We start from the raw sequence: 22,123 nt of genomic DNA on the forward strand, positions 1-22,123 counted from the left end.
CGCCGGACCGGGTGGTCCGACGGGCGTTCCCGAACAGCGGTGGATCAGGTGCGGACGTTCGACGAGACCAGCGCCGCGAGGCGGTCGCCGATCGCGTAGGTCGCGCCGGGCGACTGGTGGTCGCGGGTGGCGAGGTCGAACGCCACCGACGCCTCGATCCGCCGGGCGGACTCGTGCTCGCCGAGGTGGTCGAGCATCAGGGCCACGGACAGCACGGCGGCCGTCGGGTCCGCGATGCCCTGGCCCGCGATGTCCGGCGCGCTGCCGTGCACCGGCTCGAACATGCTCGGGTTGCGCCGGGTCACGTCGAGGTTGCCGCTGGCCGCCAGGCCGATGCCGCCGGTCACCGCGGCCGCCAGGTCCGTGAGGATGTCGCCGAACAGGTTGTCGGTGACGATCACGTCGTAGCGGCCGGGGTCGGTGACGAGGTGGATCGTCGCCGCGTCCACGTGCTGGTAGGAGACGGTGACCTCCGGGTGCTGGAGGGACACCTCCTCCACCACGCGCGACCACAACGAGCCCGCGTGGGTGAGCACGTTCGTCTTGTGCACGAGCGTCACGTGCCTGCGCGGCCGGTTGGACGCGCGGGCGAAGGCGTCGCGGACGACCCGCTCGACGCCGAACGAGGTGTTGATGCTGACCTCGGTGGCGATCTCGTGCGGGGTGTCCTTGCGCAGGAGGCCGCCGTTGCCCGCGTACAGGCCCTCGGTGCCCTCCCGGACGACGACCAGGTCGATCTCCGGCGCGTCGGCCAGAGGGCTGCGCACACCGGGGTACAACCGCGCCGGGCGCAGGTTCACGTGGTGGTCGAGTTCGAAGCGGAGCCGCAGCAGCAGCCCCCGCTCCAGGATTCCGCTCGGCACCGACGGATCGCCGACCGCGCCGAGCAAGATCCCGTCGTGCTGGCGCAACTCGCCGAGCACGGACTCGGGCAACAACTCCCCTGTGGCGTGCCAGCGAGCCGCGCCGAGGTCGTAACGCGTGATCTCGGCCGCCGGAACGACCTCCCCGAGCACCTTCAGCGCTTCGGCGATGACCTCGGGCCCGATCCCGTCTCCTGGGATCACTGCGAGCCGCATCCACACACCTCCCAGGTATCAGTCCCAATTGTCGGGACTTACTTTCCTTTGCGAAAGGCTACCGGTTATCCGGAGTTCAAACGGTTCTCGGACACACTTTCGTGGTCACTTCTCCCGTACTGCGGGACACCTAGACGGTCCATACCACCCGATCGGGTGTCACCCGCAGTGTGTAACGAGACCGGCCGGCCGGGGAAGTCCCCAGCCGGCCGGCACTCGAACGGAGCAGTACTAGCTAGTAGCCGGAGCCTCCGGACCCGCGCACCTTGACCACGGAGACCTTGTCCCCGGTGGCGTTGTGGTGGTTGAGCACGAGCAGGCTGTCGGCCTTGTCCTTCGCCAGCGCCGCGGTGTCGCGGTTGACCACGAGCGCCGTGCCCGGCTTGGCCAGGTACGAGAGCGCGGCGTCACCGCCGCCCTGAACGGACAGGCCCGGCTTGAGCGGGTCGAACGAGAACGAGCCGGGGATCGAGTCCACCAGGCCGTTCGTGGTGCCCGGCGCGACGTACGGACCGGCGACGCCGACCTGGTAGGAGACCCGCGAGGTGTCCTTGGTCGGGTCGAGGCCCAGCGCCGTGAGCAGCACCGGCAGGACGACGACGTTGGTGTCGAAGATGTTCGTGTCGACGTCGCCGAACTGGCCGTTGAGGCCCTGGATGTCGACGGTCGCACCGGTCGCGAGGTTCACGGTGGTGGCGACCATCAGGTCCGTGTCGGTCAGCTTGGTGGCGAACGTCTCGAAGTCCGGCACCCCGTCACCCGTGGTGTCGATGTCGACGAACGGGATGGTGTTGCTGCCGATGTTGTACCAGTTGCCCCACGTCGCGATGCCGAACGCGAGCAGCGACTCCTCGGGAGCGCCCTGCGCCTTCGCCAGCGGCGCGGTGGACGCGACGCCGACGTAGCGGAGGTCGCCGCCCTTGGCCGTCTCGTTGATGGTGCAGTTCTCGGTGACCTTCTTGCCGCACTCCTTGAGCTTGGGCGAGGTGCCCTGGAGCTCGAGGACGCTGATCAGCGAGCGGTACGCCTGCGAGCCGGAGCCCTGGTTGACGCCCTTGCCCTTGAGGTTCAGGACGGCCTGCTTGTCCTTGCCCTTGAAGTTCAGCGTGTCGGCCGTGGTGATCTTGGCGACCGGCTTCGGGGCCGAGTAGACCGGCACCCGCAGCGGGACCGTCGCGCCGGACTTCGGCGTGAGGACCACGCGGCCGGACGCGTCGGCCAGGAACTGGCGCGGCACGTCGAGCTGGAGCGGCTCGACGGTGGAGTCCACCGTCTTGCGCAGCGCGGCGGGGTTGTCGATCTTCAGGGTCACCTTGACCTTGGCGACGCCGCGGGGGCTGATCTTCACCGAGCCCGTGGAGAGCTGGTAGCTCACACCGGGGATGGAGGTGATCGCCTGGTAGCCCGTCGTGTACTCGACCCACTTGGCGCTCTTGTTGACGACCTTGATCGTCTTGCTGAGCGACACCGGACCGCCGACCTCGACGGTGCCGAAGGAGACGCTCACGTTGCCCGGATCGTCCTGGACCATCGCGAGGACCTGGTTGTCCAGCGAGGCCTTGCCGTCGATCCGACCGGAGCCGACGCGGTTGGGCGCGTAGGTCTTGCCGTCCTGCTTCACGTCAGCGCTGGCGCTGTTCATGATGTCGGCCTTGACCTCTTCGGTCGTCCAGTCCGGGTGCGCCTCGCGGACCAGGGCGGAGATGCCCGAGGTGTGCGGGGCGGCCATCGAGGTGCCGGAGATGACCAGGGTGCCGTTGCCGGATCCGCTCAGCGCCGAGGCGATGGTGTCACCGGGGGCCGCGATGTCCGGCTTCACGACCGGGCCGCGCACACCGCGGGAGGTGAACGAGCTCGGGGTGTCGCTGATGGACGGGTCGTAGGTCGAGACCGTCGTGCGCAGGTCGCCCGCGAGGCGGACCTGGAGCGTGCCCGCGTTCAGCGCCGGGCGGAGAGCGGCGGTGGCCGTGCCGGTGAACTGGAACACCGGGATGGTCGCGTTGCCCGCGATGCCCGCGTTGAAGTTCTCCAGCGTGGACGAGAACAGCGCGCCGACCGCACCTGCGGCCTGGGCGTTGTTCGTGCGCGCGGCCGACCCGCAGCGGCGGGTGGCGTCGACGTCGTCCCACTCGAGCCACGCGTACTTGCCCGCGACGAGCGCGGCGTCGGCGGCCGAGAACGGGAGGCAGCCGTCGAGGTTCGCCGGGTCCGTCAGCTTCGCGACCGGCTTGGTCAGGTTCAGCGTCGGGTAGCCGGTGTAGTTCTGGCTGTACTGGCCGGGCTTGACGCCGGTCACGCCCGCGGGGGCGGTGACGTCGGCGCCGTCGCGCAGCACGTAGGAGTCGCGGACCGAGGCGACGGTCAGGGCCTCGGGCGTGGAGCCCGGCGAGCCGCCGATGTCGTAGAGGTCGCCGCCGTTGCCCGCGGAGAACACCGTGAGGACGTTCTTCTTGTTCAGCTTCTTCACGAAGAGGCTGTCGGGGTCGTCCGGGGCGCCGTAGTCGCTGCCCAGCGACAGGTTGACCACGTCGAGGTGGTCGGAGAAGTCGCCGTCGCCGTCGGGGTCGAGCGCCCAGTCGAGGGCTGCCGACGTCACGTTGGTCGTGCCCTCGCAGCCGAACACCTTGAGCGCGTACAGCAGCGCCTTCGGGGCGGTGCCGGGACCGATCCGCATGGCGTTCAGGTCGGCGGGCGTGAGCTTCGTGTAGTCACCGGTGAACGTGGAGCCGTCGGCGTTGACGCCGAAGCCCGCCGCCGTGCCCGCGACGTGCGTGCCGTGGTCGTTGCAGCCCAACGGGTTCGGGTCCGGCTTCGGGGTGTTGACCGCCGGGTCCTTGCTGTCGGCGTTGTAGCCGTTGCCGACGAAGTCGTAGCCGCCGACGACCTTGGCCGTCGGGAAGTACGACGGGTCGACCTTGGTCTCGTCGATCGCCTGGAACGCCTCGACCGTGCCGGGGCCGCCGAAGTCGGAGTGGGTGTAGTCGATGCCGGTGTCGATGATGCCGACCCGGACGTTCTCGCCCAGCTTGCCGTACTGCTGCCACGCCTTGATGGTGTTGGTCAGCTGCACCGCGTTGGAGTTGGTGCGGCCCTTGGTGACGACCGAGCGGACGGACTTCACGTCCGAGCGGGCCGCCAGCTCGCGGACCTTCGCGGCGTCGGCGGTGACGATCACGCCGGGGACGCCGTTCGAGGTCCGGGAGACCTCCTCGGTCGACGAGTCGGTGCTCTTGAGCTGCCCGACGACCTGGTCGGTGACCTTCGAGGTGTCGTTCTTGGTGGCCTTGACGGCCTGCTTCGCCTGTTCCTTCGACGCGCCCTGGCTGGTCTTCTCGTCGAAGGTGTCGACGGCGGGCTTCGCCTCGAGCTCGACGAACGCGGTGACCTTGCCGGTGGTGGTCTTCAGCCGAGGCGAGACCTTGAGCTGCAGGGAAGCGGCGGAAAGACCCTTGGCGGCCGAAACGGCCTCCGCCTTCGGGTCGTCTGCGGCGACCGCGGAACCCGCGGTGGCACCGACTACCAGCATCGCGGCGAGCACCGGGCCCGCTGATCTGGCGAGAATGCGAGATCGACTCACAACATGCCCCAACCGAGGTCGGATACGACCGCGCGGGCAGCGGGAGAACCAGGTAGGACTGCTCGCGGGGGTGCCGTGCCCTCTACGGCACCTCGGTCAACCTCGTTGGTGGGAATTTAATCGGTCAACATCACCCGGATATTACTCCGAACGAGTGACGGCACCCACAGAATTGCTTACCAGATGTCAACTGTCACACCGGCGGGTGTACTCGCGATATACCCAATTCAGGCAAAGCTCCAGGGGGCGTTCCGGGGCCGGAACGCCCCCTGGGCGCTCACTACTCGAAGCTGACGGCGCTGACCTTGTGCGCGCCCACCGAGGCGCCGATCGGGTCCAGCACCTGGTTGTCGACCGGGCGGTCGACGCGCAGCAGCATGAACGCGTCCGAGCCGTCCGTGGTCTGGCTGATCTGCGCGGCCTCGACGTTCACGCCCGCCTCGCCGAGCAGCGTGCCGACGGTGCCCATGACGCCCGGCCGGTCCGGGTACTCCAGCAGCAGCACGTTGCCCTCGGCGCGCAGGTCGAAGCTGCGGCCGTTGATGCCCACGATCTTCTCGACCTGGTCGAGGCCGGTGAGCGTGCCCGACACCGTGAGCACGGTGCCGTCCGCCTGCACGGCGCGCACCGTGACGAGGCTGCGGTGGTTCGCGCTCTCCGGCTCCTTCACCAGGTCGACCGCGACACCGAGCGACGACGCCAGGTTCGGGGCGTTGACGAAGGTGACCTGCTCCTCGACGACGCTGGAGAACACGCCGCGCAGCGCGGCGAGCGGCAGCACGGCGACGTCCTCGTTGGACAGTTCGCCGCGGACCTCGACCGTGACCGAGGTCGGCGCCTTCTTCGAGAACGCGGCCAGCACGGTGCCGAGCTTCTGCACCAGCGGCAGGTACGGGCGGACCTCCTCGCCGACCACACCGCCGCCCTGCACGTTGACGGCGTCCGGCACGAAGTCGCCCGCGAGCGCGAGCAGCACCGAGCGCGCGACGTCCGTGCCCGCGCGGTCCTGCGCCTCGGTCGTGGACGCGCCGAGGTGCGGCGTCACGACGATGCCGGGCACGCCGAACAGCGGGCTCTCGGTCGTGGGCTCGGTGGAGAACACGTCGATGCCCGCGCCGCCGACCTGGCCCTCGCGGACCGCGTCGGCCAGCGCCTGCTCGTCGACGAGGCCACCGCGCGCGGCGTTGACGATGATCACGCCGCGCTTCGCCTTCGCGAGCTGGTCGGCGCCGATGAGGCCCTTGGTCTCGGGCGTCTTCGGGAGGTGGATGGAGATCGCGTCCGCGCGCTCCAGCAGCTCCTCCAGCGTGACCAGCTCGATGCCGAGCTGCGCCGCGCGGGCCGCCGACACGTACGGGTCGTACGCGATGAGCGTGACGCCGAACGCGGCGACGCGGGCCGCGAACAGCTGGCCGATCTTGCCGAGGCCCACGACGCCGACGGTCTTGCCGTTGAGCTCGACACCGTTGAAGGAACTGCGCTTCCAGGTGCCTTCCTGGAGGGTCGCGTTCGCGGCGGGCACCTGGCGCGCGACGGACAGCAGCAGCGCCACGGCGTGCTCGGCGGCCGACACGATGTTCGACGTGGGCGCGTTGACGACCATGACACCGCGCTCGGTCGCGGCGGGCACCTCGACGTTGTCGAGCCCCACCCCGGCGCGCGCCACGACCTTCAGCCGCGTGCTCGCGGCGAGCACCTCGGCGTCCACCTTCGTGGCGGAGCGGACGAGCAGCGCGTCGGCGTCGGCGACGGCTTCGAGCAGCGCGGGACGGTCGGTGCCGTCCACGTGGCGCACCTCGATCCCGTCACCGAAAACGTCGAGCACCGAGGGGGCCAGCTTCTCGGCGATCAGGACAACAGGTCGGCTCGTGCTCACGGACGTTGCTCCCAGGGCATCGGGGATCAGATGGGGAGCGCGGGCCGCGGCCGGAATGGCGCCGTCGGCAGCCGCGCCGACCGGCCACGGCAATGTGTCCGGACTGTTAACGAGTCTAGTCAGCGAGGTCTCGTCCACCGCGGTCGGGTGTCCCACCTCACCAGCGGATTCAACCGTACGGCCGTCCCGCTGACCTGCGGTCTCACGGTGTGGGAGGGGTGGGGGCGGTTCGTTCACGGGGATGAATCGGACACCTTCGGGTTGGCTTGTGGACACCTTCGGGGGGTGGGGTTGCGCGGGAGGGAACGAGGTGCGGGGTCGGTCCGACCGGGCTTCGGTGTCGACCGGGGTCCACCCGGCAGGTCCGCTCGGCACCGGGGTCGAGGAGTCAGCGGGCGAGGCGGGCCTCGATGCCGTCGAGGAGGAAGTCCAGGCCCATCCGGAAGGTCTCGTCCGCGTCCAGGTGGGTGGCGTCGTGGACCACTGTGGACAGTGCCGGGAAGTTGCCCGTGGCGAACGCGCGCAGCAGGTACGGGCCCAGTTCGACCTGCCAGCCGCGCTTGTCGAGGCCCGTCGAGCGTTCGGCCCGCCGTTCGGCGATCTCGCGGCGCACCGCGCCGATCACGTAGGCGTTGACCGCGCCCACCACCGGCATCACGGCGTCCACGTCGACGTCCTTCAGCGCGGCCGCCACGGTCTCGCCGCTCGCCAGCGCGTGCGGGCCCAGTTGGGGGCGGCCGCCGAGCAGGTCGGCCAGCCACTCGTGGTCGTGCGCGGCCCGGCGGGTGGACTCGGCCAGGGAGCGCAGGGCTTCCCTCCAGGTGTCCCCGGTGGGGCGGATCTCGGCGTGGACGGCGTCGACCATCAGGTCGAGCAACTCGTCCTTGCTCGCGATGTACCCGTAGAGGCGCATGGGGCCGACGTCCAACTCGGTCGCGACCTTGCGCAGCGACACCGCCTCCAAGCCGTCCGCGTCGGCCAGGTCGATCGCGGCCCGCACGATCTTCTCCCTGCTCAGCGGATTCGGAACGGGACGACTCGGGGGCTCTGGCCTCTCCCACACCACCATGCGCAGACAGTACAACGCATTGCGCGATACAGTGTATCGACAAGTACAGCGTATCGAAGGAGGGGAACGATGACGATCGTCATCATCGGGGCGGGTCTCGGTGGGCTGGCGCTCGCCCGCGTGCTGCACGTCAAGGGCATCGACTCCGAGGTCTACGAGCGGGAACCGTCGCGGGACGCGCGGGGGCAGGGCGGGATGCTCGACATCCACTCGGGGCAGCGGGCGCTGCGGGAGGCGGAACTGCTCGAGCCGTTCTTCGCCATCGCCCGCCGGGAAGGCCAGGACATGCGGCTGCTCCAACCCGACGGCACCCTGCTCCTCCAGGAGGACACGCCGGACGACGCGCCGCTCGCCCGGCCCGAGGTCGACCGGGCCGATCTGCGGGACCTGCTGCTGGACTCGCTCCCCGAGGGCACGGTGCGCTGGGGGCACGCGTTCGAGTCCGCCGGTGACGGCGTGGTGCGCTTCGCCGGTGGTGGCAGCACGACGTACGACCTGCTGGTCGGCGCGGACGGGGCGCAGTCGCGGGTGCGGGCGCTGCTCACCGACGCGCGGCCCGCGCACATCGGCCAGAACGTCGTCGAGGTCGGCATCCCCGATATCGACCGCACGCACCCCGATCTCGCGGCGATGGTGGGGCGCGGCAACTACTGGGTGCTCGGCGACGGGATGTCGTTGGCGGCGCAGCGCAACGGCGACGGCCGCGTCCGCATCGGCCTCAGCTTCTACAACACCCCCGAGGACTGGCTCGCCACCACGGGCATCCCGTTCGACGACCCGACCGCCGCGAAGGCCCGGCTGGTCGAGCTGCTGCACGGCTGGGACGCGCGGTTCACCGCGTTGATCGAGGCGTGCGACGACGCGGTCGCGCCCCGGTCGCTCAGCGCCCTCCCGACCGGCTTGACCTGGCCGTCGGCCCCGGACGTCACGCTGGTCGGCGACGCCGCGCACCTGATGCCGCCGGTCGGCGAGGGGGCCAACATGGCGCTGCTCGACGGGGCCCTGCTCGGTCTCGCGCTGGCCGCGCGCCCGGACGACGTCCCCGCCGCGGTCGAGGAGTACGAGCGGGAGATGTTCGAGCGCACCAGCGCCGCCGCGCGGATGTCCGCGGACATGCAGGAGCTGCTGATGTCGCCGAACGCCGCCGAGAGGATGCTGGCGTTCTTCCAACCGCGATGAGTCCTCGCGGCCGGCAGAGTCTCCCCTGGTGTCGACCCCTCAGGAGAATCCACAGTGAGCCAGCTTCTCAAGGTCCAGAACTTCAACGTCTCGAGCGACGGCTTCGGCGCGGGCGAGGGCCAGAGCCTCGAACGACCCTTCGGCCACGCCGACCCCGGCACGATGTTCGCCTGGGCGGGCGCCACGGCGAGCTGGCCCAACCGCACCGAACCGGGCGGGAGCCGCGGCCTCGACGACTACCTCACGCGGGACTTCGCCCACAACATCGGCGCGGAGATCATGGGCCGCAACAAGTTCGGCCCGCAGCGGGGCCCGTGGACCGACCACGACTGGCTCGGCTGGTGGGGTGACGACACCCCGTTCCACACCCCGGTGTTCGTGCTGACCCACCACGCGCGCCCGTCGTTCACCCTCGGCGACACGACGTTCCACTTCGTGGACGCCGATCCCGCCTCGGCCCTCGCGCTGGCGCGGGAGGCCGCCGCGGGCAAGGACGTCCGGCTCGGCGGCGGGGCCGCCACGATCCGGGAGTTCCTCGACGCCGACCTCGTGGACACCCTCCACGTGGCCGTCTCGCCGGTGGAACTCGGGTCCGGGTCGCGGCTCTGGGAGTCACCCGACGAGCTGCGCGACCGGTTCCACGTCGACGTCGTGCCCAGCCCCAGCGGGGTGGTGCACCACCTGTTCTGGCGGAGGTGAGCCGACCTCACCAGGGTTCGTCGAACTCCCCGTCCTTCGCGCCCAGGATGAACGCGTCCCACTCCGCGGGCGTGAACACCAGCACCGGGCCCTCGGGGTGCGCGGAGTTGCGCATCGCCACGTACGTGACGTCGTCGGTGTGCTTCACGAAGGCGATCTCCACGTGCTCGCCGTCGGGATCCGTGTCGTCGCCGCGCTGCCACTCGGCCTGGGTCAGGTCGAGGTTGCCGCGTACGTGAGCCTTGTCGTCGTAGATCGGCGCGCTCTCGGTCATCCCCTAGGTATACCGGAGCCCGCGGTGCTCGTGGCATCGCGGGCTCCGGTGGGGAAAAGCGCTGATCAGACCGTGTCGGTCAGCGGGCGGTCGACCCAGGACATCAGGCCGCGCAGCTTCTTGCCGACCTCCTCGATCGGGTGCTGTTCGCCCTCGGCCTGCAACTTCTTGTAGTTGTTGCGGCCGGCCTCGTCCTCGGCGACCCACTCGTTCGCGAAGGTGCCGTCCTGGATCTCGCCCAGGATCTTCTTCATCTCCTCCTTGACCGCGGCGTTCACGACGCGCGGGCCGCGGGTCAGGTCGCCGTACTCGGCGGTGTCGGAGATGGAGTAGCGCATGCGGGCGATGCCGCCCTCGTACATGAGGTCCACGATGAGCTTGAGCTCGTGGAGCACCTCGAAGTACGCGATCTCGGGCGCGTAACCGGCCTCGGTCAGCACCTCGAAACCGGTCTGCACGAGCGCGGACGCGCCGCCGCACAGCACGGCCTGCTCGCCGAAGAGGTCGGTCTCGGTCTCTTCCTTGAACGTGGTCTTGATGACGCCGGCGCGCGTGCCGCCGATGCCCGCCGCGTACGAGAGCGCCAGCGCCTGCGCGCCGCCGGTCGCGTCCTGGTGGATGGCGATGAGCGCGGGAACGCCCTTGCCGTCCACGAACTGGCGGCGCACGAGGTGGCCGGGGCCCTTGGGGGCGACCATGGCGACGTCCACACCGGACGGAGCCTCGATCAGGCCGTAGCGGATGTTGAAGCCGTGGCCGAAGAAGATCGCGTCGCCGTCCTTCAGGTTCGGCGCGATGTCCTGGGCGTAGATGTGCCGCTGGGCGGTGTCCGGCGCCAGGATCATGATCAGGTCGGCTTCGGCGGACGCCTCGGCGGGCGTGAGGACGCGGAGACCCTCTTCCTCGGCCTTGGCACGCGACTTCGACGTCTCCAGGAGACCGATCCGCACGTCGACGCCGGAGTCGCGCAGGCTCAGCGCGTGCGCGTGGCCCTGGCTGCCGTAGCCGATCACGGCGACCTTGCGTCCCTGGATGATGCTCAGGTCGGCATCGTCGTCATAGAAGATCTCGACGCTCATGGTGTTACTTCTTCCTTCCCTACAGCGGAAAACTGGGTGTTAGCGCACCGCGGTCGCGGTGATGGAGCGAGCGCCCCGACCGATCGCGACCATGCCGGACTGCACGATCTCGCGAAGGCCGTACGGTTCCAGCATTCGGAGCAGCGCGTCGAGCTTGTCAGACGTGCCCGTGGCCTCGACGGTCACCGCTTCCGGCGAGACGTCGACGACCTTCGCGCGGAACAGCTGCACGGTCTCGAGGACCTGGCTGCGGACCGTCGCGTCGGCCCTGACCTTCACGAGCAGGAGTTGCCGCTGAACCGAAGCGGTCGGCTCCAGCTCCACGATCTTGATCACGTTGATCAGCTTGTTGAGCTGCTTGGTGACCTGCTCCAGGGGCAGCTCGTCGACCGAGACGACGATAGTCATCCGGGAGATGTCGGGGTACTCGGTCCTGCCGACCGCCAGGGATTCGATGTTGAACCCCCGCCGGGAGAACAGGCCCGCGACGCGCGCGAGCACACCGGGCTTGTCCTCGACCAGAACGCTCAGGGTGTGCCGGGTCATCACAGGTCCTCATCGAACAGTGGGCGGATGCCGCGCGCGGCCATGATCTCGGAGTTGCCGGTGCCCGCCGCGACCATCGGCCACACCTGGGCGTCCTTGCCGACCACGAAGTCGATGACGACCGGCCGGTCGTTGATCTCCATGGCCTGCTTGATGACGGCGTCGACCTCGTCGCGCGACTCGGCCCGCAGACCCGCGCAGCCCATGGCCTCGCCGAGCAGCTTGAAGTCCGGGATGCGGTGCTTGTGCGTGCCGAGGTCCGTCTGCGAGTAGCGGCCCTCGTAGAACAGGTTCTGCCACTGGCGGACCATGCCCAGGTTGCCGTTGTTGATGACGGCGACCTTGATCGGCAGGCCTTCGATGGCGCAGGTGGCGAGCTCCTGGTTGGTCATCTGGAAGCAGCCGTCGCCGTCGATCGCCCACACGGCCTTGTCCGGCGCACCGGCCTTCGCGCCCATGGCGGCGGGGACCGCGTAGCCCATCGTGCCGAGGCCGCCGGAGTTGATCCACGTGCGCGGGTTCTCGTACTTGATGAACTGCGCCGCCCACATCTGGTGCTGCCCGACGCCCGCCGTGTAGTGCGCGTCCGGGCCGACCAGCGAGCCGATGCGCTCGATCACGTACTGCGGCGACAGCGTCCCGTCGGACGGCCAGTCGTAGCCCAGCGGGTAGGTCTCCTTGAGCCCGTTGAGGTACGCCCACCACGGGGCCAGGTCGACCTTCTTGTCCGAGTGCTCGACCTCGACCCTGATGGCGTCGACCAGCTCGGTGATGATCTCCTTGCAGTCGCCGACGATCGGCACGTCCGCGCGGCGGTTCTTGGAGATCTCGGCCGGGTCGATGTCGGCGTGCACGACCTGCGCGTGCGGCGCGAACGACGACAGCTGGCCGGTGACCCGGTCGTCGAACCGCGCGCCGAGCGCGACCAGGAGGTCCGCCTCCTGCATCGCGGCGACCGCGCCGACCGAGCCGTGCATGCCGGGCATGCCCATGTGCTGCGGGTGCGAGTCCGGGAACGCGCCCTTCGCCATCAGGGTCGTGACGACCGGGATGCCGGTGGACTCCGCGAGCTTCAGCAGCTCCGCGTTGGCGTTGGCCTTGATGACACCGCCGCCGACGTAGAACACCGGCTTCTTCGCGTGCGCGATCAGCTTCGCGGCTTCCCGCACCTGCTTCCCGTGGGGCCGCGTGGTCGGGCGGTAGCCCGGCAGGCGCAGCTCCGGCGGCCAGGAGAACGTGGTCATCTCCTGGAGCACGTCCTTGGGGATGTCCACCAGCACGGGGCCGGGTCGGCCCGTCGACGCCAGGTGGAACGCCTCGGCGATCGCCCGCGGGATCTCCGCCGGGTCGGTGACGAGGACGTTGTGCTTCGTGATCGGCATCGTGATGCCGCAGATGTCGGCCTCTTGGAACGCGTCGGTGCCGATCAGCGGACGGCTCTGCTGCCCGGTGATCGCGACGACCGGCACGGAGTCCATGTTCGCGTCGGCGAGGGGCGTGACCAAGTTCGTCGCACCGGGACCCGAGGTGGCCATGCACACGCCGACCTTGCCGGTGGCCTGCGCGTACCCGGTCGCGGCGTGACCCGCGCCCTGCTCGTGGCGCACGAGGATGTGCCGGACCTTGGTCGAGTCGAGCAGCGGGTCGTACGCCGGGAGGATCGTCCCGCCGGGAATGCCGAACACGATTTCGCAGCCGACGGCTTCGAGTGAACGGACGAGCGACTGGGCGCCGGTTACGCGGATCGGGGCTCCGCTCGGCGGGGCCGGTTTGGGCCGCGGGCCGGGGCGGGGCGACTCGCCTGGGGCCTGTCGCGAGGTTGCGCTAGTCATCTGTCTGCCTCGTGGTGTCGGATGCGGTGGTGGGCCCACCTGGGGGTCCGGGCACGAAAAAACCCTCGACAACCCGAATGGGTCGTACGAGGGTCGCGCGTCGACGCAGCTGTGACTGCCTAGGCGTCGACGCGCCTGGGAAGTACGAGAACGAGCATGCGCTGCATGGCGGTGACGTTAACCGTGAATCGGCGGAACCGTCAACTGGGCGGGATCGGATTCCCGGATCGTGGACGTGACGTGCTGCACGAACCCAGCCCGGAGTCACCCGCTCGGTTGAACGGTGCGACCATGGCCGACGTGGACAAGCTGGTCTTCCGAATCCCCGCCGTAGCCCTCCTCGCCTCCGCGGTCGGCGTCATCTGCGTGACGCCGGTGGCGTTCGCCGTACCGGGGATGCAGGCGCTGTACGTCCTGCCGCTCGCGTTCGCGGTGTGGGTGGTGCGGAACCGGACGACGGTGACGCCCTCGACCATCGTGGCGCGTGGGGTGTTCGGGAAGAAGACCGTCGCGTGGACGGACGTGAAGGCGATCAAGCTGGCGGAGAAGTCCTGGCTGAGCGTGCAGCTGAACGACGACACGCTGGTCAAGCTGCCCGCGGTGCGGATGATGCACCTGCCCGCGTTGGCGGCGGTGAGCGGTGGACGGATCACGGTGCCTGGGGTGAAGCCCGAGGCCGAGCCGGCTCCGGCGGAGGAAGCGGCAGAGGTCAACGCCGCACCTGAGGTCGAGGCCGCTCCTGAGGTCGATGCCGCAGAGGAGAGGGAACGCGCCGGGCAGTAGTGGCTGCCGGGGCCGTCGTGGTCGCCTTCGCGGCCGCCGGTGCCGTCGTGGTCACCGGGCGATTTGCGTCGTGGAGTGGCCGATTTGACTTGGGGACCCCTCATTTCGACCTTGATCGGGCCAAAAGGCAGTGCCCCAAAGCCCTGCCCGATCTCCAATTTTAAGGCCGAAATCCCCAAGTAAAATCGGCCACGGCTGCGGGCGGCCCGTAGCGTTCCGTAGCAGGTCACCAGGCGACCCCCAGTCCCGTAAGTCGGCGCCATGCTTCTGCCAATCCCGTAGGTGGTCGCCGGGCAGCTGCCAGTCCCGTAGGTGGTCGCCGGGCAGCTGCCAGTCCCGTAGGTGGTCGCCGGGCAGCTGCCAGTCCCGTAGGTGGTCGCCGGATCACCCGATCGGGTCTCTAGATCCATGGTTCACACCAGGCCAACCTGCGGCTTCCGTAAAGTCGACCCGTGCTCACGACCTCCCGCGTCCCCCTGATCAGCCTGGTTCTGGCCTTGGCGGGACTGGCCACCTCGATCTACCTCACCATCGCCCACTACGGGTCTCCCGAACTGCTCGTCTGCGCCGAGAACAGCGTTGTCGACTGCGCTTCCGTGACCAGCAGCGAGCAGTCCAGGTTGTTCGGCATCCCGGTCGCCGATCTCGGTACCGCGTTCTACGTCGCGATGACCCTGCTCTGCCTCCCCCAGGCCTGGCGCAGTCCGCAGCGCTGGATCAGCTGGGCGAGGCTCGGGGCGACCGGGGTCGGGGTGCTGATGGTCGTCTACCTCGTCGCGGCCGAGTTGTTCCTCATCGGCAAGATCTGCCTGTGGTGCACGGTCGTGCACGTGATCACGCTCGCACTGGCCGCTCTGCTGGTTACCGCCGAGCTGCGCACGAGTAACGTCTGAACCACCCCGGCTTCACCTGATCATCACGCCCACCAGGCGTCTGAACCGTTTCGCTGTTCCCAGATTCTGGAGGAGCCGTGCCACCGCTCCGGTCCCGCACCACCACCCACGGCCGCAACGCCGCGGGCGCCCGTTCGCTCTGGCGGGCCACCGGCATGACGGATTCCGACTTCGGCAAGCCGATCATCGCCATCGCGAACTCGTACACCCAGTTCGTGCCCGGTCACGTGCACCTGCGCGATCTCGGCGACATCGTCGCCGAGGGCATCCGCGAGGCGGGTGGCGTGCCGCGCGAGTTCCACACGATCGCGGTCGACGACGGCATCGCCATGGGGCACAGCGGGATGCTGTACTCCCTCCCGTCCCGCGAGGTCATCGCGGACGCGGTCGAGTACATGGTGAACGCGCACCAGGCCGACGCGATCGTCTGCATCTCCAACTGCGACAAGATCACGCCCGGCATGCTGAACGCGGCGCTGCGGCTGAACATCCCGGTGGTGTTCGTGTCGGGCGGGCCGATGGAGGCGGGCAAGGCCGTCATCGTGGACGGGGTGGCGATCCCCTCGTCCGACCTGATCACGACGATCTCCGCGTCGGCGAACGCGAACGTCGACCAGGAAGGCCTGGACGAGGTCGAGCGGTCGGCGTGCCCGACGTGCGGGTCGTGCTCCGGCATGTTCACCGCGAACTCGATGAACTGCCTGACCGAGGCGCTGGGGCTCGCGCTGCCGGGCAACGGGTCGACGCTGGCGACGCACGCAGCGCGCCGCGAGCTGTTCGTGGACGCCGGCAAGACGATCGTCGAGCTGTGCAAGCGCTGGTACGAGAACGACGACGAGTCGGCGCTGCCCCGCACGATCGCGAACCGCAAGGCGTTCGAGAACGCCATGGCGCTGGACATGGCCATGGGCGGCTCGACGAACACCGTGCTGCACATCCTCGCCGCCGCGCAGGAGGGCGAGATCGACTTCACCCTCCAGGACATCGACGACATCAGCCGTCGCGTGCCGTGCCTGTCGAAGGTGTCGCCGAACTCGGACTACCACATGGAGGACGTGCACCGGGCGGGCGGCATCCCCGCGCTGCTGGGTGAACTCGACCGCGGCGGCCTGCTGCACCGGGACGTGCACTCCGTGCACAGCCCGTCGCTGGAGCAGTGGCTCGGCGAGTGGGACGTCCGCGGCGCGAACCCCTCCGAGCGGGCCGTGGAGCTGTTCCACGCCGCCCCCGGCGGGGTGCGGACCACCGAGGCGTTCTCCACGTCCAACCGCTGGTCCTCTTTGGACACCGACGCGGCGAAGGGCTGCATCCACGACGTGGAGCACGCCTTCACCAAGGACGGCGGGCTCGCGGTGCTGCGCGGCAACCTGGCCGAGCGCGGCGCGGTCATCAAGGCCGCGGGCATCGACGAGGAGCTGTGGCACTTCGAGGGCCCGGCGCGGGTCGTGGAGAGCCAGGAGGAGGCCGTGTCGGTGATCCTGAAGAAGGAGATCCAGGCCGGTGACGTGCTCGTGGTCCGCTACGAGGGTCCCGCGGGCGGGCCGGGCATGCAGGAGATGCTGCACCCCACCGCGTTCCTCAAGGGCTCCGGTCTCGGCAAGAAGTGCGCGCTGATCACCGACGGCCGCTTCTCCGGCGGCTCGTCGGGCCTGTCGATCGGCCACGTGTCGCCGGAGGCGGCGGGTGGTGGCGCGATCGGCCTGGTGCGGAACGGCGACCGCATCCTGATCGACGTGCACGAGCGCAGGCTCGAACTGCTGGTGGACGAGGACGTGCTGGCCGAGCGCCGCGCGAAGATGGACGCGAGCGAACGCCCGTGGCAGCCCGTGGACCGGGTCCGCCCGGTGACCGCGGCCCTGCGCGCGTACGCCCGGCTGACCACGGACGCGTCGACCGGAGCCGTGCGCGACCCCTCGCGGTAGCGCGACCGCCGAGTCACCCGCGCGCCCGGCTCACCACGTCGGCCGCGCGGGCCTCGGCGTACCGGTTGCCCGTGCCGTGGTGGATGTCGACGGCTTCCTGAGCGTGCCGCACGGCGTCGGCGCGCGCGCCCGCGACCAAGTGGGCGTTGGCGAGCGCGGCACGGGCGGCGCCCACCAGGTCGCGGTAACCGGACTTGCGGGCCAGGTGGAGTGCCGCGAGCGCCGGGTCGGGGTCCGCCGTGGACCAGGACAGGCCGGTGTGCGCCTCGCAGGTCGCGTACGCGGACCCCGCCCGTTCGGCGGCGGTGAGCGCCCGCCGGTGGGCGCGGCTCGCGTCGGCGGCCCGGCCCAGGTCGAGCAGCACGGTGCCGAGGGTGTTGAGCGCGCACGCCTCGTCGTGGGAGTCCCCCGCCTGCTCGGCCAGTTCCAGCGCCCGTTCGGCGCGCTCCAGGGCTTCGGGCAGCTCACCCGCGCAGCGCAGCACGACCGCGAGCTGCCGCGAGCACTCGCCCTCCGTGCCGAGGTCGCCGTTGACCCCGCTGAGCCGGGCCCCCTCCAGCAGCACCTCCCGTGCCCGCTCCAGCTCGCCCACGGCGCACAGCACCTCGCCGAGGTTCGACGCCGCCACTCCCTGGCTGAACCGGGACCCGAGCCGCAGCTGGAGGTCGCGGGACCTGGTCGAGATGTCCAGCGCGGCGTGCAACTGCCCCGCGTCGAACAGGACCAGCGACAGGTTGCCCAGCCTGCCCATCGTCAGCACCGGGTCGCCTTCGCGTTCCAGGATCCGCAGTGACGCCTGGAGGTGCGCGGCGGCGTGCTCCAGCTCGCCGCTCTTGAGGAACACGATCCCGAGGTTGTTGAGGATGCCCGCCTCGCCGCGCGTCCACGACGTCCGGCGGACCAGCGCGAGCGCCGTGTGCAGGTGCACCAACGCCTGGGAAGTGGTGCCGCGCAACCGGTTCAGGTCGCCGAGGCTCAGGTGCAGCGCCGCCTGCGCGACCACGTCGCCCGCGCGTTCGGCGGCGGCCAGCGCCACGGGCGCGGTGCGGGCCCAGTCGGACAGGTGCACGCCCATCGTGAAGTGGCCGCGCAGCGCGTCGGCCAGCTCCCAGACGAGGTCCGGGTGGCCGGGCAGGTCGGTGATCGCGGCGACGACGCCGGGGCGTTCGGCGTCGAGCCACGCCCGCGCGCGGTCGCCGTCGGCGAACTCCGGAGCACCGGCCAGGTGCCGTTCGGCGCCCGGCAGGATCGTCATGTGCCGGTAGAGGGCCACGCGGGCCTGGTGGACGTGGGCGAGCAGGTGCAGGAGCAGGCGGCGGTGGACCTCGGCGCGGTGCTCGGCGGTGTCCTCGGTCGCCGACCGGGCCGTCGCGTAGAGGCGGAGCAGGTCGTGCAGCGAGTAGCGGCCCGCGCTGCGCTGCCGCACGAGGTGCGCGGACTCCAGGCGGTCCAGCAGGGTCGCGGTGCGCCGCACGTCCTCGCCCTGCGCGGCGGCGACGGACGCGGCGGTGAAGTCGGGGCCGGGCAGGAGCCCCAGCAGCCGGAACACCGCCCGCGCGGGCTCGCGGAGGCTCCGGTAGGACAGCGTGAACGACGCCCGCACCGCCGCGTCCGCGTCGTCGTCGATCGCCAGCGCGTCCAGCCCGGCCACGCCCGTCAACGTCGCCGCGTAGTCCGCCACGGACAGGTGCGGGCGGCTGCGCAGGATCGCCGCGGAGATCCGCAGCGCCAGCGGGAGCCGCGCGCACCGCTCGGCCAGTTCCGCCACGGCGTCGGGTTCGGCGGCGGCGCGGGCCGTGCCGATCTGCCGCGCCAGCACCGCCCGTGCCGCGGCGGGCGTGAGCACGTCCAGCACGAGGACGCGCGCGCCGTCACGGGCGATCAGGCCGCCGAGCCGGTTGCGGCTGGTGACGACGACCGTGCTGCCCGCCGCTCCGGGGAGCAGCGGGCGGACCTGGTCGGTGGTCGCGGCGTTGTCCAGCACCACGACGACCCGGCGTTCGGCTAGCAGCGTCCGGTAGAGGCCGACGCGCTGCTCGGGGTCGTCGGGGATCTCCGGCGACGTCGCCCCCAACGCCCGCAGCAGCCCGGCCAGCGCGTCGTGCGCGGTCACGGGCTCGCCGCCGGAGTGGCCGCGCAGGTCGACGTGGAGGCACCCGTCGGGGTGCGCGGCCTGCTGGTGGTGGGCCCACTGCACGGCCAGCGCGGTCTTGCCGACCCCGGCCGTGCCGACGACCAGCAGCACGGCCGTGACGCCGTGGGCGACGAACTCCGCGCGCATCTCGTCCAGCGCGGTCATGTCCGTCTCGCGGCCGGTGAACCCGACCGGCAGCGGCGGCAGCTGGGAGGGCGCGCGGGGCGGGCTCGGCGCGTCCAGCGCGGCCGGTCCGGCGTAGAGGGCGGTGTGGGCGGCGCGCAGCACGACACCCGGCACCACCTCCAGCTCCTCGCGCAGGCGGGCGCCGATCTCGGCGTAGCAGGTGGCGGCGAGCGCGCGTTGGCCTGACGACGAGAGCGCGCGGATCAGCGCCGCGTGCAGTTCCTCGTGCAGCGGTTCGACGACGGTCAACGGCCGCAGCCGGGCGGCCACCTCGCCGTGCTCCCGCGGGGTGCGGGCGGTGGCGGCGTGGAGCAGGGCTGCGGACAGGCGCTGCTGCGCCACGGCGATGGCCGCCGGGTGCCAGCGCAGGCGTTCGTGCGAGCCCGCCAGCACGTCGCCGCGCCACCGGGCCAGCGCGGCGGACGTCAGGTCGTGCACGGCGGCCCGGTCCCCGTCCGCGGCGGCCGCGCGGCGCACCAGGTCCGCGAACTCCAGCACGTCGGAGGCGTCCGGCAGCAGCGCGTACCCGCCGCGGTCGCGGACCAGCGCGTCGCCGCCCACCCGCCGCCGCAGCCGGGACACGTAGGTGTGCAGCAGGTTCACGCAGCTCGGCGGCGGCCGTTCGCCCCAGACCACGTCGACCAGCTCGTCCTGCGACACGGGTTCGCCGGGGTGCAGGGCGAGGACGCCGAGGACCAGCGCGTGCATCGGCGGCCCGACTTCGACCGGCGTGCCGCGGCGGTGGACGGTGAGCGGGCCGAGGACGTCGACGCGGAGGTCCACGACGTCCGGCGGTGGCGCGTCGGACAGCCCGGTCGCGGCGGCGAGGACCTGTTCGGTGTGCGGCTGCGGCGCGCGCACCCGCCCGTTCTCCAGGTCCCGGATCGCGCGGACGCTCACCCCGGTCCGGTGCGCGAGGTCGTCCTGGGTCAGCCCGAGCCGCCGCCGCGCCACCCGCAACCGCTGCCCGAACTCGTCCACGCCGACATCACCTCAAGATCATTCTGCCGGTTCTGCCGGTCGCGCGCGACGACCTCCCGACACCACTTCCCAGGTACACCGGCGACCGCGCGCGAAAACCCGCGTCCAGCGGACCTACCCGTTGTCCTCCCTAGCTTTTGGGGCGTACCGGAACCACCACTACCCGCGGAGGAATCCCCGTGACCACCATCGACCGCGTCTCCTTCGTCCACGCGCTGGACATCGGCGTCGTCCACCCGAAGCTCGCCAAGGTCAGCCTCGCCAACGAGGTCGCGCCGACCGGGCCGACCGCCGCCGTCGACGCGGGCAGCCTGATGTCGTTCACCGCGAACGTCAGCGCGCAGCACCGCGGCGACGCCCTCAACTCGACGCTGCTCGCCCAGCTCAACTCCGACAAGCTGTACAACCGCTTCGACCCGGCGCAGCTCATCGCGTGGTACCGCAACTACACGACGGTGCTGTCCAACATCGGCTGGGACATGCAGGAGTTCGAGTTCGAGAAGTACCAGGCCGCGGGCTCCACGATGTCCGTCAGCACCGCCGTCCTCGGCGTCCTCGGCGCCGTCCTGCCCGCGGGCGAACTGGCCCTGGTCGCCGCGGCGCTCAAGGCGTTGGCCGCGCTCAAGAGCGACGACCCCTGGTACCGCGTGTGGGACGTGACCACCCACGACCAGTCCAACGGCAACTTCCAGGTGAGCAACTGCGCCGACCAGGACGGCGCGACCAACACCCTGGTGATGCGCATGTCCGGCTACTCGCTGCGCACCAGCGAGACCACCGTGCGCTTCCTGTGGAACGACTACCAGGCCTCGTCCACGGACCTCGTGTACGCGAGCCAGACCACCACGCTCGACGAGGACGTCTACGGCCAGGTCCGCCAGGCCGTGATCAAGAAACTCGGCGCCAAGGCCGTCCAGTACGTCGGCAACCTCGACATCTGAGCAGGGGGACAACGCACATGTCGAAGATCAGCGAAGCCGTCGACCGGCACGCGGAGCGCTTCCTCGCCCTGCCCGGCGTCTCGGCCATCTCGGTGGGCAAGAAGTCCGTGGGCGGCAAGGCCACCGACAAGGACGCGATCGTCCTGCACGTGGACCGCAAGCAGGACCAGGGCGACCCGGCCAGGACCATCCCCGCCGACCTGGACGGCCACCCGACGGACGTCGTCGAACAGACCTTCGACTTCCGCACGACGGCCACCGACCCGTTCGAGCGGCACGACCCGGTGATCGGCGGCCTGTCCATCACCGCGTTCCTGGACCCGGACAAGTACGGGTCGATCGGGTGCTTCATCCGGGCGGACGGGACGGTCAACGGGGTGCCCGCGGGCGACTACCTGCTCACCAACCACCACGTGGCCGCGTCGGCCACCGAGCCTTCACTGGACCAGACCATGATCCAGCCGGGAGAGGTGGACGACCCCACGGACAAGGACACCGTGGGCATGTGCGTCGCCAGTGCGCGGGGACCCCAGTTCGACTGCGCCATCGTCGCGCTCACGAACCGCGGGTTCGTCAACGCCGTTCCGGACCGCCCGCTGCACCCCGGCAATCGGACGCTCCGGGGAATCGGCACCGCCCAGCTCAACGACCGGGTCTACAAGTTCGGTGCCACCACCAGGTTCACCACGGGTGTCGTCACGAACCTCAACTTCGCCTACCGGGGCGTAGGGGTGGACGTTCAGAACGCGATCGTGGTGCAGGGCACCAACGGTGCCGTCTGGTGCAACGGAGGTGACTCCGGGTCCGTGCTCGTGCGCGCCGCCGACGACTTCGTCGTGGGGCTCAACTTCCGAGCCGACAACAACACCGGAACGCCGCAGAAGGGGTTCACGACGGGCTTGGCCTACGACATCACGACGCAGGTCCAGCAGTTCAGCCACGCCGTGAACCTGGCGTAGCGGGGTGGGGGGGGGGGGGGCCCCCCCCCCCCCCCACCCCCCCCACACAAAAAAACACCCCGCCGCCCGCCCCGCGGCCGGGAAACAGAAAGGAGAGACACAAAACCACCCCCC

General features: G+C 70.6%; 16 protein-coding genes. 7 read left to right on the forward strand and 9 right to left on the reverse strand.

From position 1 onward, the window contains the following. Window positions 1–44 precede the first annotated feature (44 nt). The 4 genes from ACFWW9_RS23660 to ACFWW9_RS23675 form a co-directional block, all read right to left on the reverse strand. Window positions 45–1,079: a 3-isopropylmalate dehydrogenase gene (locus ACFWW9_RS23660; protein WP_330877254.1), complete on the reverse strand. Its 1,035-nt coding sequence runs from the start codon at window positions 1,077–1,079 to the stop codon at window positions 45–47. Window positions 1,080–1,314: 235 nt separating this feature from the next. Continuing rightward, window positions 1,315–4,605 (reverse strand): S8 family serine peptidase, encoded by a 3,291-nt coding sequence (locus ACFWW9_RS23665; protein WP_390381752.1) that lies wholly within the window; start codon window positions 4,603–4,605, stop codon window positions 1,315–1,317. 331 nt (window positions 4,606–4,936) lie between these two features. Further along, window positions 4,937–6,532, reverse strand: a complete 1,596-nt coding sequence (gene serA / locus ACFWW9_RS23670; protein ID WP_390381755.1) for a phosphoglycerate dehydrogenase — start codon at window positions 6,530–6,532, stop codon at window positions 4,937–4,939. A gap of 388 nt (window positions 6,533–6,920) precedes the next feature. Then, complete coding sequence (locus tag ACFWW9_RS23675; protein WP_390381758.1) at window positions 6,921–7,601, reverse strand: TetR/AcrR family transcriptional regulator; 681 nt, start codon at window positions 7,599–7,601, stop codon at window positions 6,921–6,923. 69 nt (window positions 7,602–7,670) lie between these two features. Here ACFWW9_RS23675 and ACFWW9_RS23680 point away from each other — a divergent pair, with 69 nt between their 5' ends. Then, window positions 7,671–8,780, forward strand: coding sequence for an FAD-dependent oxidoreductase (locus ACFWW9_RS23680; RefSeq protein WP_390381761.1), 1,110 nt, complete (start codon window positions 7,671–7,673; stop codon window positions 8,778–8,780). Between the two features lie 54 nt (window positions 8,781–8,834). After that, a complete protein-coding gene (locus ACFWW9_RS23685) occupies window positions 8,835–9,479 on the forward strand; it encodes a dihydrofolate reductase family protein (protein ID WP_390381764.1) in 645 nt (214 codons plus the stop codon). A gap of 7 nt (window positions 9,480–9,486) precedes the next feature. On the opposite strand, the gene ACFWW9_RS23690 is transcribed toward ACFWW9_RS23685, so the two are convergent. The 4 genes from ACFWW9_RS23690 to ACFWW9_RS23705 form a co-directional block, all read right to left on the reverse strand. Beyond that, the gene (locus tag ACFWW9_RS23690) at window positions 9,487–9,753 is read right to left on the reverse strand and encodes a DUF397 domain-containing protein (RefSeq protein WP_390381767.1); all 267 of its coding nucleotides are present in this window, start codon (window positions 9,751–9,753) and stop codon (window positions 9,487–9,489) included. Window positions 9,754–9,818: 65 nt separating this feature from the next. Then, the gene (gene ilvC / locus ACFWW9_RS23695) at window positions 9,819–10,832 is read right to left on the reverse strand and encodes a ketol-acid reductoisomerase (RefSeq protein WP_390381770.1); all 1,014 of its coding nucleotides are present in this window, start codon (window positions 10,830–10,832) and stop codon (window positions 9,819–9,821) included. 39 nt (window positions 10,833–10,871) lie between these two features. Then, entirely contained in the window at window positions 10,872–11,378 is a 507-nt protein-coding gene (gene ilvN, locus ACFWW9_RS23700; protein WP_106188137.1) for an acetolactate synthase small subunit, read from the reverse strand. Beyond that, window positions 11,378–13,210, reverse strand: a complete 1,833-nt coding sequence (locus ACFWW9_RS23705; protein ID WP_390381774.1) for an acetolactate synthase large subunit — start codon at window positions 13,208–13,210, stop codon at window positions 11,378–11,380. Before ACFWW9_RS23705 ends, ilvN begins: the two co-directional genes overlap by 1 nt. A 291-nt stretch (window positions 13,211–13,501) precedes the next feature. Between ACFWW9_RS23705 and ACFWW9_RS23710 the strand changes: the two genes are divergently transcribed. The 3 genes from ACFWW9_RS23710 to ilvD all read left to right on the forward strand — a co-directional run bounded on the left by ACFWW9_RS23710 (window position 13,502) and on the right by ilvD (window position 16,808). After that, entirely contained in the window at window positions 13,502–13,993 is a 492-nt protein-coding gene (locus ACFWW9_RS23710; protein ID WP_390381777.1) for a PH domain-containing protein, read from the forward strand. 452 nt (window positions 13,994–14,445) lie between these two features. Then, window positions 14,446–14,886 (forward strand): vitamin K epoxide reductase family protein, encoded by a 441-nt coding sequence (locus tag ACFWW9_RS23715; protein ID WP_390381781.1) that lies wholly within the window; start codon window positions 14,446–14,448, stop codon window positions 14,884–14,886. A gap of 77 nt (window positions 14,887–14,963) precedes the next feature. Continuing rightward, entirely contained in the window at window positions 14,964–16,808 is a 1,845-nt protein-coding gene (gene ilvD / locus ACFWW9_RS23720) for a dihydroxy-acid dehydratase (RefSeq protein ID WP_390381784.1), read from the forward strand. A 13-nt stretch (window positions 16,809–16,821) separates the two neighbouring features. Here ilvD and ACFWW9_RS23725 read toward each other — a convergent pair whose 3' ends face one another. Beyond that, entirely contained in the window at window positions 16,822–20,109 is a 3,288-nt protein-coding gene (locus tag ACFWW9_RS23725; RefSeq protein ID WP_390381787.1) for a BTAD domain-containing putative transcriptional regulator, read from the reverse strand. Between the two features lie 179 nt (window positions 20,110–20,288). Between ACFWW9_RS23725 and ACFWW9_RS23730 the strand changes: the two genes are divergently transcribed. Next, window positions 20,289–21,050: a hypothetical protein gene (locus ACFWW9_RS23730; RefSeq protein WP_390381790.1), complete on the forward strand. Its 762-nt coding sequence runs from the start codon at window positions 20,289–20,291 to the stop codon at window positions 21,048–21,050. Between the two features lie 17 nt (window positions 21,051–21,067). After that, window positions 21,068–22,009 (forward strand): trypsin-like peptidase domain-containing protein, encoded by a 942-nt coding sequence (locus ACFWW9_RS23735; RefSeq protein WP_390381793.1) that lies wholly within the window; start codon window positions 21,068–21,070, stop codon window positions 22,007–22,009. Window positions 22,010–22,123: the final 114 nt, after the last annotated feature.

The sequence above is a fragment of the Umezawaea sp. NPDC059074 genome (assembly GCF_042738955.1).
Taxonomy (GTDB): domain Bacteria; phylum Actinomycetota; class Actinomycetes; order Mycobacteriales; family Pseudonocardiaceae; genus Umezawaea.